General features: G+C 71.2%; 10 protein-coding genes. 3 read left to right on the top strand and 7 right to left on the bottom strand.

The genetic code is table 11. The annotated features are described in order from the left end of the window. Nucleotides 1-2: 2 nt before the first annotated feature. From ABZ459_RS16885 to ABZ459_RS16860, 6 genes are all read right to left on the bottom strand, one after another. Nucleotides 3-2084 (bottom strand): right-handed parallel beta-helix repeat-containing protein, encoded by a 2082-nt coding sequence (locus tag ABZ459_RS16885; RefSeq protein WP_357971144.1) that lies wholly within the window; start codon nucleotides 2082-2084, stop codon nucleotides 3-5. Between the two features lie 60 nt (nucleotides 2085-2144). Continuing rightward, entirely contained in the window at nucleotides 2145-3146 is a 1002-nt protein-coding gene (locus tag ABZ459_RS16880; RefSeq protein WP_357971143.1) for a hydroxyacid dehydrogenase, read from the bottom strand. After that, nucleotides 3143-3967 carry a carbohydrate ABC transporter permease gene (locus ABZ459_RS16875; protein ID WP_357971216.1) on the bottom strand — a complete coding sequence of 275 codons (825 nt, stop codon included), beginning with the start codon at nucleotides 3965-3967 and terminating at the stop codon, nucleotides 3143-3145. Before ABZ459_RS16875 ends, ABZ459_RS16880 begins: the two co-directional genes overlap by 4 nt. Nucleotides 3968-3972: 5 nt before the next feature. Further along, nucleotides 3973-4869: a sugar ABC transporter permease gene (locus ABZ459_RS16870; protein ID WP_352324984.1), complete on the bottom strand. Its 897-nt coding sequence runs from the start codon at nucleotides 4867-4869 to the stop codon at nucleotides 3973-3975. Between the two features lie 54 nt (nucleotides 4870-4923). After that, a complete protein-coding gene (locus ABZ459_RS16865) occupies nucleotides 4924-6231 on the bottom strand; it encodes an extracellular solute-binding protein (RefSeq protein ID WP_357971142.1) in 1308 nt (435 codons plus the stop codon). Nucleotides 6232-6338: 107 nt separating this feature from the next. Then, nucleotides 6339-7376 carry a substrate-binding domain-containing protein gene (locus tag ABZ459_RS16860; protein WP_357971141.1) on the bottom strand — a complete coding sequence of 346 codons (1038 nt, stop codon included), beginning with the start codon at nucleotides 7374-7376 and terminating at the stop codon, nucleotides 6339-6341. A 124-nt stretch (nucleotides 7377-7500) separates the two neighbouring features. Here ABZ459_RS16860 and ABZ459_RS16855 point away from each other — a divergent pair, with 124 nt between their 5' ends. Then, entirely contained in the window at nucleotides 7501-9324 is a 1824-nt protein-coding gene (locus tag ABZ459_RS16855; RefSeq protein WP_357971140.1) for a DUF2264 domain-containing protein, read from the top strand. Between the two features lie 14 nt (nucleotides 9325-9338). On the opposite strand, the gene ABZ459_RS16850 is transcribed toward ABZ459_RS16855, so the two are convergent. Beyond that, nucleotides 9339-10043: an FCD domain-containing protein gene (locus ABZ459_RS16850; protein ID WP_357971139.1), complete on the bottom strand. Its 705-nt coding sequence runs from the start codon at nucleotides 10041-10043 to the stop codon at nucleotides 9339-9341. A gap of 124 nt (nucleotides 10044-10167) precedes the next feature. Between ABZ459_RS16850 and ABZ459_RS16845 the strand changes: the two genes are divergently transcribed. Continuing rightward, entirely contained in the window at nucleotides 10168-11538 is a 1371-nt protein-coding gene (locus tag ABZ459_RS16845; RefSeq protein ID WP_357971138.1) for a glutamine synthetase family protein, read from the top strand. 8 nt (nucleotides 11539-11546) lie between these two features. Next, nucleotides 11547-12890 carry an aldehyde dehydrogenase family protein gene (locus ABZ459_RS16840; RefSeq protein WP_357971137.1) on the top strand — a complete coding sequence of 448 codons (1344 nt, stop codon included), beginning with the start codon at nucleotides 11547-11549 and terminating at the stop codon, nucleotides 12888-12890.

Genomic DNA, 12890 nt, shown 5'->3' with positions numbered 1-12890 from the left:
CGTCAGCTCGCGATCTTCATGTCGAAGACGTGGAACCCCGCGTTCGCCAGCGGGCTGCCCGCCGGGAAGGTCACCGTGGCGACCGTCCTGGACGCGTCGAGCGGCACCGCATAGCCGAACACCGACACGCCCGACTCGCGCGTCTGCCCGGTGGCCGGGTTCTTGTAGCTGGTCTGGGTCATGTTGTGGTACTCGGCGCGGGCCACGAGCACGCCCCCGGCGGGCGCGGTCGCGTCCCACTGGTCGCCGAACCTGACGGTCCTGTCCTCGGTCGTCCCGTCGGTGTAGGTGACCTTGAACACGCCCTCGCGGGCCTTCAGCCCGCCTGCTCCGAGCAGGACCAGCCTGGCGCCCTGCCCGGACAGCGCGACCGTCTGCCCGGCGGCCTTGACGTTGTCCGTCGTGCCGTACGGGCGCGGGTGCCAGACGAAGTCGGCGCCGAGCACGTTCACCGTCCGGCCCGGCGTCAGGCCCGCCTTCTCCAGCGCCTGGCCGGAGTAGCTGCGGCCGCTGGTGGAGAAGCCGCCGACGTTCGGGTTGAGGTCGGAGCTGACCGCGACGTTGTTGTACGCCTCCTCGATCGAGCCGGACACGACCGGCGCGGTGGCGGGCCCGTTGTAGGCCCCGCGCGAGACCGTGCCGGCGACCTGGTTGCCGAAGTAGTCGCGGTCGCCGAGGCCGTCCACGACCGCGCCGGACGCGAGCGCGGGCGAGCCTTCGAGCAGCTTGTAGCCGTCCACGTCGGCGGCGCCGTCGGCGGTGCCGGGGGCGGCGAGCCCGGGGTCGGCCGTCACCGCGCGGGCGTCGGCCGCCGGTACGGCCACGCCGCCGTGGTAGACGTTGGAGTCGTAGCCGATGCCGGGGGCCGAGGGCAGCGTGCCGGACGGCGCGTGGAAGATGTTGTTGACGATCTTCGAGTTCCCGGTGGGCACGGCCACGTCGAGCTTCTGCGACGGGCAGAAGAACGTGTTGTTGTACAGCCACAGCGGGCTCGTGTTGTCGCCGGAGGCGTTGCCCGCGATGCGGCAGTCGTCCTGGGCGATGTTGAACCGCAGGATGGCGGTGGCCTTGTAGTTGGGGAACTCGGTGCAGCTCTGGCAGCCGAGGTAGAAGCCGCCGGCGTTGTCGTGCGAGTAGTTGTACTGGTAGACGCACGAGCCCTTGATGCCGCCGTCGCAGTCCCAGGCGGTGGAGTCGAAGATGGTGGGCCGCTGCCGGGTCACCTCGTTGAACTGAAACACCGGGTCAACAGAGTTGATCGGCCACATTCCCGCGAAATTTCCGTCTACGTACGGGTATTTCCCGGCGCCGCCCTCGTCGAACAGGTTCTGCTCCACCAGCGGCCGGTCCGAGGCGTGCACCACGATGCCGTCGCCGCCGACCGCGCGGATGGTGTTGCGGGCGATGAGCACGTTCCGGTGGTAGTCGGTGCCCTTACGGCTGATCTTGATGCCGCCGCCGCCCGTGTCGTGCACGTAGTTGCCGGTGATCGTGATGCCGTCCAGGTAGCCGACCTTGCCCTCGGGCAGTGCCTGGATGCTGATGCCCGCCGAGTAGGAGAACCAGGACCCGTTCGCCCCGGTCTTGTTGCCCCAGCCGGCGACGTCGGAGATCTCCAGGTCCCGCAGGACCAGCCCGGCCTTCGGCTCGGGGGTCGTGGAGTTGTACTGCACGCCGGTCCGCTTGGCCGTGGTGGCCGCCGGGTTGGTGATGTGCAGCTTCTCCAGCGTCACGTAACTGTTGTCCACCAGGTGGACGGCCCATTCGCCGCCGTCGCCCTGGATGATCGGCTTGGGGCCCTCGCCGTAGGAGGTGAAGACGACGGGGTGCGCGGCCGTGCCGGAACCGACGGGTTCGAGCCGCCCGGCGCAGACGGTCCCCGCCCTGAACCTGATCGTGTCCTTCTCGCGGAAGGTGACGGCGTTGACGGCGTCCAGGCTGTTCAGCGGCCCGGCGGCGTTGCGCCCCGAGCCGCCGTCCGGCGCCTGGCAGTCGACGAAGAAGTTCCTGGCGGCGGCCGCTTCCGCGGGGGTGGCGACCAGTCCGGCCGCCACGACCAGGGCCGCGACTAACTGAAGGCGCATGTTTCCTCTCCGGGGGTGTTTCAGGCGAACTCTGAGCAGTTCAGAGCGGTTCAGAGGGGTTCAGGCGGACCGGGACAGCGTGGCGGGCTCGATCCCGTGCTCGAAGGGCAGCCCCCGGGCGTGCCGGGCCAGCTCGTCGAGCGCGAGGTCGGCCATCCTGGCCAGCTCGCCGCCCAGCGAGCCGGCGACGTGCGGCGTGACGAGCGCGTTCGGCAGGTCGTAGAGGGGGGACTCGGCGGGCAGGAACTCCGGCTCGGTGTGGTCGAGCACCGCGTACAGCCGTCCCGAGGTCAGCTCGGCGACGAGCGCGTCCTGGTCGACCAGGGCGGCCCTGGCCGTGTTGATCAGCGTGGCGCCGTCGCGCATGGCGGCCAGCCGGCCCGCGTCGATCAGGTGGCGGGTCTCGGGCAGGTCGGGCGCGTGCAGGCTGACCACGTCGGAGCGGGCGACCAGCTCGTCCAGCCCGACCCGGCGCGCCCCCAGGTCCTCCGCCAGGTACGGATCGCTGACCAGCACCTCGAAGTCGAACGGCCGCAGCAGCTCGATCACCCGCCGCCCGATCCTGGAGGCCCCCACGATGCCGACCACCCGCCGGTAGTTGCCGAAGCCGGGGAAGCGGGCGTCCCAGTCGTCGTTGGCCCGCCGCGCCCGGTAGGCGCGGGCGATGTCGATCACCCGCTTGTTCGCGAACAGGATCGCCGCGAGCGTGAACTCGGCCACCGGCTCGGCGTTGGCCGAGGCGGCCGAGGAGACCACGATGCCGCGCTCCCAGCAGGCGTCGGTGACGTGGTGCTTGACCGAGCCGGCCGCGTGCACGATCGCCCGCAGCCGGGGGGCGCGGGCCAGCACCTCGGCGGTCACCGGCGGGCACCCCCACGAGGTGAACAGCACCTCGGCCTGCGACAGGTCGGCGCCGTCGAACGCGGCGACCTCGGCCCGGACGTCGGCCACCCGGGCCAGCCGGGCCCGCACCTCGCCGGTGAGCATGCGCTCGGCGACCCCCGCGGCCATGGCGACGACCGTCACCGGCTTGTTCATGTTCTCCCCCGAGAGCTCGTTCACTTGACGCTGCCCGCCGTCATCCCGGCCTTCCAGAACCGCTGCAGGGACACGAACACCAGCAGCAGGGGCACCACGGACAGCAGCGACCCGGTGATCACGAGGCTGTGGAACTCGGGGAAGGCGTTGCCCTGTTTCTCCCAGCCGTACAGGCCGAGGCTGAGCGGGTAGAGCTGCTGGTCGCTCAGCATGACCAGGGGCAGGAAGAAGTTGTTCCAGATAGCGGTGAACTGGAACAGGAAGATCGTCACGTACGCGGGCAGCAGCATGGGCAGCGCCACGGACACGAACGTGCGCAGCTCGCCGGCGCCGTCGGACCTGGCCGCCTCCAGCACCTCGCCGGGCACGTACCCGGACGAGAGCACCCGCGCCAGGTAGACGCCGAACGGATGGACCAGCACCGGCACGAACACCGACCAGAACGTGTTCACCACGCCGACCTTGGAGGCCAGCAGGTAGAGCGGCACGGCGGTGGCGGTGGTCGGCACCAGCACGCCGAGCAGCACCAGCCCGAACATCTTCTCCTTGGCGAACCAGGAGTACTTGTCGAAGGCGTAGCCGCACATCACGGTGACGAACGAGCTGACCGCCGCGCCGACGCCGGCGTACAGGACGCTGTTGAGGTACCAGCGGAAGAAGACGCCGTCGCCCTCCCGCGCGACCGCCCTGATGTTCTCGAACAGGTTGAAGCCGGCGAAGGAGAAGCCGGGCGTCGAGTACAGGTCGGACAGCGACTTGGTGGAGGCGAACAGCAGCCACGTCAGCGGCAGCAGCGTGTAGAGCGCGGAGATGATCAGCAGCACGTTGACCGTGGCGCGGGACATCCACTTCACCGGCGGTTCCCCCACTTCGTGACGGCGTAGGACAGCACGGCGGCGAGCAGCGCGAGCAGGATGGAGGCCGCGCCGGCCTGGCCGTAGTCGTTGTTGCCGAACGCCTCGTTGTAGGCGTACATGTTGGGCGTCCAGGTGCTGACCACGCCGTCGCTGACGTTGTCGAGCACCATCGGCTCGGTGAACAGCTGCAGCGAGCCGATGATCGTGAACAGCACGGTGGTGACCACGGCGCCGCGGATCAGCGGCACCTTGACCTGGAGGGCGACGCGCAGCGGGCCCGCGCCGTCCATCCTGGCCGCCTCGACGACCTCGGCCGGGATGGCCTGGAGCGCCGCGAAGTAGATGATCATGTTGTAGCCCACCCACTCCCACAGCGCGATGTTGACCACCGAGCCGAGCACGTGGTCGCCGCCGAGGAAGTCGACGTCGCCGAGCAGGTCCACGATGGGGCTGATGCCGGGCAGGTACAGGTAGAGCCAGATCAGCCCGGCGATCACGCCCGGCACGATGTGCGGCATGAACAGCGCGAGCTGGAAGAACTTGCCCAGCCTGGCCAGCCCGGAGTCCAGCAGCAGCGCCAGCGTGAGCGCGCCGCCGATCATCAGCGGGATGTACAGCACGCAGTAGCCGAGGATGACCAGGAAACCGTCGGTGAAGGCGGAGTCCTTCAGCGTGTCCAGGTAGTTGCCGAGCCCGACGAACACGGTCTCCGCGCCGCCGAAGCCGAGCCCCGACGACTTCTCGCTGAACAGGCTGAGGTAGACCGCGTAGGCCAGCGGGGCCACGATCACGGCCGCGAACAGGGCGAAGAACGGCCCGACGAACAGCAGGATCGCCCCCCGCCGCCGCCACCCCTCGCCGCCGCGACCGCTTCCTACTGGAGGAGTCACAAGCTGCCTTTCGGTGGGTCGCGGCGGAGCCGGCGCTCCGCCGCGCGCGTCGTGCTACTGCTGGGCGACGTTGAGGCCGCGGCTCTTGATCTCGCCGACGGTGGCCGTCTGAGCGGTGTCCAGCACGCCGGGGATGGTGGTCTCGCCGCTGGACACCTTGCCGAGCGCGTCCTTGAACGTGGTCAGCGTCTGCACCATGCTCGGGCCCCACGTCCAGCCGGGCTGGACCGTCTTGTACGACTCCGAGAACAGCGCGTAGATGTCCTGGCCGCCGTAGAAGGAGGCGTCGAAGCTCTTGGCCGCGACCGGCACGAGGTCGGCGATGGCCGGGAAGCCGCTGGAGGTGCCCGAGGACAGGCGGGCGGTCCACGCCTCCTCCGAGCCGGTCAGCCACTTGACGACCTCGACGGCGGCCTTGGCGTTCTTCGACCCCTTGCTCACGCCGAACGTGGTGCCGCCGAGCATGCCGCTGGCCGGGGTGCCCCAGTTCGGGATCGGCGCGATGGCCCACTTGCCGGACTGGCCGGCGTGGTTGCCCTTCATGACGCCCGCGCCCCAGTTGGCGCCGACGTAGCCCCAGAGGGTGTCGTCCTCGAAGGCGGCGTTCCACTCCTGGCTGAAGGACGGCTGGACCTTGAGCAGGTCGTCCTTGACCAGGCCCTGCCAGTACTCGGCGACCTTCTTGCTGGGCTCGTCGTTGATCGTCACCTTCCAGGCGTCGCCCTCGGTGCCGAACCACTTGCCGCCCGCCTGCCACGACAGCGCGGCCAGCACGCTCGGGTCGTCGGGGAAGAAGGTCGCGATGCGGGACTTGCCGTCGGCCTTCTTGACCTTCTCGGCGGCGGCGCGGAAGTCGTCCCAGGTCTTGGGGACCTCGATCTTGTTCTTCTCGAACAGGTCCTTGCGGTAGAAGAACACCTGCGGCGCGGCGTCCATGGGCAGCGCCCACGCCTTGCCGCCCAGCTCGACCAGGCTGAAGACCTCGGCCGGGTACTTGGACTTGACGTCGGCCACGTCGGCCGAGATGTCCTGGAGGGCGCCCTGGTTCACGAAGTCGGGGAGCTGCGGGTACTCCACGGACATGACGTCGGGGGCGTTGCCGGCCTTGACGGCGTTGGAGAACTTGGCGTAGCCGCCCGCGTTGCCCGAGGGGATCTCCTCGTACTTGATCTGGACGTCCTTGTGTGACTTGTTGAAGGCGTCCACGACCTGCTGGGTGCCCTTCGCCCAGCCCCAGAACGTCACCTGGGCGGGCTTGCCCGCCTCACCCGCGGGCTGCGCCGGCTCCGTGCTGCCGCACGCGGCGGCGAGCAGGCTCATACCGGCCAGCAGTCCGGCAATGCCGGCGCTCTTGCGTCCCATCGATGGCTCCTCATCGCTTTCGATCGATAAGGCATCATTCGCTCATACTCGATCGGTTGTCTAGAGAGAGGCCACAAATCGATCAATAACGAAATGGATGCGTAACTTCACGGACGCGGCGCGACCGTGGATTCCCGGACCCTCAGCTCGGGCAGCAGCGCCACGTGCTGGGCAGGGCGCCGCGGGCCCTCCTGGATCCGGCTCACCAGCAGGTCGACGGCACAGCGGCCGACCGCGGCCTTGGGGGGCGCGACGGCCGTGAGCGGGGGGTCGCTGAGCGCCGCCACCTCGTCATCGTAGGCGACCAGCGACACCTCTTCGGGAATGCGCACCCCGGCCGCCCGCAGGTGCTGGACCAGCAGCAACGCGTCCTCGTCGTTGTGCACGAGCATGGCCGTGACACCGCCCCTGATCGCCGCGACCACGCCGGCCACCTGCTCGCGCGAGGGCCCCTCCTGCGCGACGTCGAGGTGGACGGGCTCGGCCAGCCCCAGGTCGCGGACGGCGGCGAGGAACCCGTGCCGCACCCGGGGGGCCGTCGGGCTGTCCCGCGAGACCATGGCCAGGCGCCGGTGCCCGAGCTCGGCCAGGTGCCGCGCGCCGAGGAAGGCGCCGTGGGCGTGGTGGGAGGCCGCCGCGTCCAGCAGCGAGGCGGGCCCGCCCAGCTCGGCCCGCCGCTCGACGAGCACCGCCGGCACGCCCAGCTCGGCCAGCCAGCCCTCGTGCGAGGCGTCCGGCTGCCTGCTCGGGGTGAGCAGGAGGCCCTCGATGCCGCCGTCCACGAGCTGCCTGACCTGGGTGCGGTCCTCCTCGTCGTCGTAGCGCGAGACGCCGAGGACGAGCCGCGCGCCCAGCCGTTCGGCCTGCTCACGGGCGCCCCTGATGACCGCCGGGTAGTAGTAGGTGGCCGAGGGCACCAGCATGCCGAGGGTCAGGGAGCGCTCCCTGGTGGGGGCGGGCACGGACTCGGGCCGGGTGATGCCGCCGTGCACGCGGTTGACCAGGCCCTGGCCGGCCAGGTGCTCGACGTCCCTGCGCAGGGTGACCATCGAGACGTTGAGCCGGTCGACCAGCTCGGCCAGGCGTACGGAACCGCGCTCGCGCACCTCGCGCAGGATCAGTTCATGACGTTGTTCGGCGAACACCGCGACTCCTTCTGACTCGACCCTACGATCCTAGCGGGAAGTGCTTTCGTTTTTGAACGGATGCTTTCGTTCGATCAGGATGCTAAGGTCCCGCCCGAGACCGGACGTCCCTTTGGAGTGCCGCATGTTCCCGCTTCCCCCGGAGGATCGAACGCTCAGCCCGTACACCGGCTGGACCCGCGCCCATTGGGAGGCGGTGGCCGACGGGCTGCTGGCCGCGGTGGAACCGTACCGCTCCCCGGACGGCGCCGTGATCACGTTGCCGGGGCGCGAGAGCTGGTCGCGCTGCGACGGCCTGGAGGGGTACGCGCGCACCTTCCTGCTGGCCGCCTTCCGCGTGGCCGGCGGCGGCCCCGAGGAGCTGCTGGCCCCGTACGCGCGCGGCCTGGAGTCCGGCCCCGGCGTCTGGCAGCCGATCGAGGACCGCACCCAGCCCATGGTCGAGGCGGCCTCGATCGCCCTGTCACTCTGGCTGACCCGCGAGAGCCTGTGGGACCGCCTGTCCCCCGCCACCCGCGAACGCGTCGCCGCCTACCTGGCCGCGGCCCTGCGCCACGAGCCGGTGGACAACAACTGGTGGCTGTTCCCCGCCATGGTGGGCGGCTTCCTGTCGGCCGTCGGCCTGCACGCCGGGGAGGCCGGCGCGGCGGTGGCGCGCGGCCTGGCCCGCATCGAGCCCTGGTACGCCGGCGACGGCTGGTACGCCGACGGCGACAACCGCTCCTTCGACCACTACAACAGCTGGGCCATGCACCTCTACCCGGCCCTGCTGGCCCACCTGTCGGGCCAGGGCTCCCCCGGGCCCCGCCTGCGCCGCTTCCTGGAGAGCTACGCGCTCACCTTCGACCAGGACGGCCGCATGCTCTACCAGGGCCGCTCCCTCACCTACCGCTTCGCCTCGGCGACCTCGCTCTTCGCCGGAGCCCTGCTGGAGGCCACCCCGCTGTCCCCCGGCCAGACCCGCCGCATCGCCTCCGGCGTCCTGCGCCGTTTCCTCGACGAGGGCGCGCTCTCCCCCGAGGGGCTGCTCACGCTGGGCTGGCACGGCCCCCACGAGCCCTCGCTGCAGTCCTACTCCGGCTCGGCGTCGCCGTACTGGGCGTCGAAGGCGTTCCTCGGGCTGCTGCTGCCGGCCGGCCACCCGGTGTGGACGGCGCCCGAGGAGCCCGGCCCCACCGGGCTCGCCGCGCTGCCCGGCCCCGGACTGGTCGTCCAGCACACCGGCGACGTCGCCCGCCTGCTCAACCACGGCAGCCAGCACCACCCCGGCGACCCCCTGTACGACCGCTACGCCTACTCCACCCGCACGGCGCCGACCATGGGCGTCCCCGACAACCACTTCGGCGTGGTCGGCCCGGACGGCACGGTCGCCGGGCGCGGCACGATCACCCCTCGGGGGGCGGGCTCGGCGGGCGACCTGGCGTGGGCGGCGTCGGCGAGCGCCGGCGTGGAGAGCCTGAGCGTGATCAGGGGGGCCGTCGAGGTGCGCGTCCATCGGGTCGCGCCCGGCTCGGCGGTCCGGCAGAGCGGCTGGGCGCTCGTCGCGGCCGCGGACCCGGCCGGCGGGCCCGGCGCTCGGGTCCGGGACGGCGACGGGCTGGTCTCCGAGCTGGTCGCGGTGCGCGGCTACAGCCGGGCGTACATCGCCGGCGACCCCGAGGGCAGCGCCTTCGGAGCTCCGGCGGCCGTGCCCGTGCTGGAGGGGGTGGCGGCGGACGGCTGGGCGGTCAGCGCGGCCGTCCTGGGCGGCGACCCCGCCGAGGTGCCGACGGCGGCGGTGGCGGCCGATGACATCACGCTGACGGTGCCGACGGCGGCGGTGACGGCTGACGACATCACGCTGACGGTGCCGACGGCGGCGGTGACGGCTGACGACATCACGCTGACCTGGCCCGACGGCACCCGCCACACCTTCCAGGTCCGCGCCCCGGGCGGCGCCGCGGCCTGAAGGCCCGCCCAGGCTCAGGCCAGGAAGGCGCGCAGGAGGGCCGCCGTGCCCTCCAGGTGCTCGGCCATCGCCCGGCGCGCCGCGTCCGGGTCGCCGGCCAGGATGGCGTCCACGATGGCCCGGTGCTGGGCGGCCGCGTGCTCGATGTTCACCTGGAGCATCGGGATCGCGTTCAGCAGGTCGCTCACCCGGGAGCGGGCGTCTGCGCACGTCGCCGCGAGCAGCGTCGAGCCGGTCAGCTCGGCGATCGACAAGTGGAAGGCCGTGTCGAGGCGCCGGTAGTCCTCCAGGGGCGCCGCGTCCAGCTCGGCCAGCCGGCGCAGCAGCACCTCCCGCTGACCGGGGGCCAGGTCGGCCGCGGCCAGCACCTGCGCCGCCCCGCACTCGACCGCCAGCCGGAACGTCAGCGCGTCCGACAGCTCGGCCATGCCCATGTCGGCCACCGCCTGCCGCAGGTCGCCCGCGTCGGGCCGCGGCGGGACATAGGTGACGAACGCGCCGCCGTACCGGCCGCGCCGCACGTCGAGGTAGCCCGCGTCCTGAAGGGCGCGGATCGCCTCGCGCAGGGTGACCCTGCTGATGCCCAGCCGCACGGCGAGCTCGCGCTCGGGCGGCAGCTTGTCGCCGTACGCCACCACGCCCAGTTTGATCGCCTGGAGCAGCCGTTCCACGGTCTCCTCGAAGGCGTTTCCCGCCTTCACCGGCCGCAGCACTGTCATCAAACGCGCCGAATCGTCCAAGGTGTCCTCAGGTCTTGACAAGCGATCCCGGCATGCACATCAATGGTCTGAGACTAGCCCAATCAACGGGAAAGCGCTTCAGAGCAGATCGGAGCGACCTAGGGTGAGCGAACCAGCGGGCAACGGATTCCTGTCCGTCGAGGAACTGCGGGGCGAGGTCGCGTCCGGCCGGATCGACACGGTGCTGCTCGCCGTCGCCGACATGCAGGGCAGGTTGCAGGGCAAACGGCTCTCCGCCCGCTACTTCCTGGACGAGGTGCTGCACCACGGCTCCGAGGGGTGCAACTACCTGCTCGCGGTCGACGTGGACATGAACACCGTCGCCGGCTACGACATGTCCTCCTGGGACCGGGGCTACGGCGACTTCGCGATGAAGCCCGACCTGTCCACCCTGCGCCGGGTCCCCTGGCAGGACGGCACCGCCCTGGTCATGGCCGACCTGGCCTGGGAGGAGGGCGGCGAGGTCACCGCCTCGCCGCGGCAGATCCTGCGCCGCCAGCTCGCCCGCCTGGCCGACCGGGGCCTGGCCGCGTACGTGGGCACCGAGCTGGAGTTCGTCGTCTACGACGACAGCTACGAGGACGCCTGGCGGCGCGCCTACCGCGACCTGACCCCCGCCAACCTCTACAACGTCGACTACTCCCTCCTCGGCACCGCCCGCGTCGAGCCGCTGCTCCGGCGCATCAGGCGCGACATGGAGGGCGCCGGCATGTACGTCGAGTCCGCCAAGGGCGAGTGCAACCTCGGCCAGCACGAGATCGCCTTCCGCTACGACGAGGCCCTGCGCACCTGCGACAACCACTCGATCTACAAGAACGGCGCCAAGGAGATCGCCGCCCAGGAGGGCCGCTCGATCACCTTCATGGCCAAGCCGAACCAGCGCGAGGGCAACTCCTGCCACATCCACATCTCGCTGCGCGGCCTCGACGGCGGCCTGGTGATGGCGGGCGAGGGGCCGTACGGGCTCTCGCCGCTCGGCGCGCGGTTCATCGCCGGGCAGCTCGCCCGCATGCGCGAGCTCACTTTGCTGTACGCGCCCAACGTCAACTCCTACAAGCGTTACGTGCCCGGCAGCTTCGCGCCCACCGCCGTCAAGTGGGGCGTCGACAACCGCACCTGCTCCCTGCGGCTGGTGGGCCACGGGCCCTCGCTGCGGGTGGAGAACCGGGTGCCGGGCGGGGACGTCAACCCGTACCTGGCGGTGTCGGCGCTGATCGCGGCCGGGCTGGACGGCATCGACCGGGAGCTGCCGCTGGAGGACGCCTTCGGAGGCAACGCCTACGACTCCGGCGCCGAGACCGTGCCCCACACGCTCCGGGACGCGCTCGCTCTGTTCGAGGGGTCGAAGCTGGCCAGGGAGTCGTTCGGCGACGACGTGGTCGAGCACTACGCGAACAACGCGCGCGTGGAGCTGGCCGCCTTCGACGCGGCGGTGACGGACTGGGAGCTGTTCCGTGGTTTCGAGCGAATGTGACGGTAGGCATGAGGATCGTTAATCCGGCGACGGAAGAGGTCGTCGCCGAGGTCGAGATGGCCGACGCGGCCGAGGTCGACCGGGCGGTGGAGCGGGCCGCGAAGGCGTACCGGAGCTGGCGGGAGGTGGCGCCGGGCGACCGGGCCCGACTGCTGCGCCGCTTCGCCGACCTGGTGGACGCCCACGGCGAGGAGCTGGCCCGGCTGGAGCTGGACAACGCCGGGCATCCGATCGGCAACGCGCGCTGGGCGGCCGGGGCCGTCCGCGACGTGCTGCACTTCTACGCCGCCGCCCCCGAGCGCAACCACGGCAAGCAGATCCCGGTGCCCGGCGGCGTGGACATCACGTTCCAGGAGCCGCTGGGCGTGGTGGGCGTCATCGTGCCGTGGAACTTCCCGATGCTGATCATGTCGTGGGGCGTCGCCCCGGCGCTGGCGGCGGGCAACACGGTGATCGTCAAGCCGGCGGAATGGACTCCGCTCACGGCGCTGAGGCTGGCCGAGCTGGCCCTGGCGGCGGGCCTCCCCGAGGGGGTGCTCCAGGTGCTGCCCGGGGCAGGGGAGGTCGCGGGGGCCCGGCTGGTCGAGCATCCCGGCGTGGCCAAGATCGTGTTCACCGGCTCGACCGAGGTGGGCAAGGAGATCGCCGCGAAGGCGGCGGCGCAGGTCAAGCGGGTGACGCTGGAGCTGGGCGGCAAGTCCGCGAACATCGTCTTCGCCGACTCGGACCTCGAAAAAGCGGCAAAAACCGCCCCTTATGCGGTGTTCGACAACTCCGGCCAGGACTGCTGCGCCCGCTCCCGCATCCTCGTCCAGGCCGAGGTGTACGACGAGTTCCTGGAGCGCCTGTCGGCGGCGGTGCGCGGCGTCAAGGTCGGCGACCCCCTCGACGAGTCCACCGAGATGGGCCCGCTGATCAGCGCCGAGCACCTGGACCGCGTCCGCGGCTTCGTCGAGGGCACGCCCTACCTCCAGGGCGACTGCCCCCAGGGCAAGGGCTACTGGTTCCCGCCGACCGTGCTCACCTCGAAGGTCACCGACCGCGCCTTCACCGAGGAGATCTTCGGCCCGGTCGTGTCGGTGGTGCCGTTCACCGACGAGGCCGAGGCCGTGCGCATCGCCAACGACACCCCGTACGGGCTGAGCGGGTCCATCTGGACGCGCGACGTCGGGCGGGCGCTGCGGGTGGCCCGCGCGGTGGAGTCGGGCGCCCTGTCGGTGAACTCGCACTCCTCGGTGCGCTACTGGACCCCGTTCGGCGGCTTCAAGCAGTCCGGCCTCGGCCGGGAGCTGGGCCCGGACGCCCTGACGGCCTTCACCGAGACCAAGAACGTCTTCATATCCTGGGAGTAA

The sequence above is a fragment of the Nonomuraea sp. NPDC005692 genome, assembly GCF_040631115.1.
In the GTDB taxonomy this organism is placed as follows: domain Bacteria; phylum Actinomycetota; class Actinomycetes; order Streptosporangiales; family Streptosporangiaceae; genus Nonomuraea.
Note: the sequence above shows the minus strand (reverse complement) of the source record. Positions and strands in the feature narration are given on the sequence as shown.

Coding starts and splice junctions, on each gene's coding strand:
- ABZ459_RS16875 (WP_357971216.1), bottom strand. CDS start 3,967: ATGTCCCGCGCCACGGTCAACGTGCTGCTGATCATCTCCGCGCTCTAC.
- ABZ459_RS16840 (WP_357971137.1), top strand. CDS start 11,547: ATGAGGATCGTTAATCCGGCGACGGAAGAGGTCGTCGCCGAGGTCGAG.
- ABZ459_RS16855 (WP_357971140.1), top strand. CDS start 7,501: ATGTTCCCGCTTCCCCCGGAGGATCGAACGCTCAGCCCGTACACCGGC.
- ABZ459_RS16885 (WP_357971144.1), bottom strand. CDS start 2,084: ATGCGCCTTCAGTTAGTCGCGGCCCTGGTCGTGGCGGCCGGACTGGTC.
- ABZ459_RS16850 (WP_357971139.1), bottom strand. CDS start 10,043: ATGACAGTGCTGCGGCCGGTGAAGGCGGGAAACGCCTTCGAGGAGACC.
- ABZ459_RS16865 (WP_357971142.1), bottom strand. CDS start 6,231: ATGGGACGCAAGAGCGCCGGCATTGCCGGACTGCTGGCCGGTATGAGC.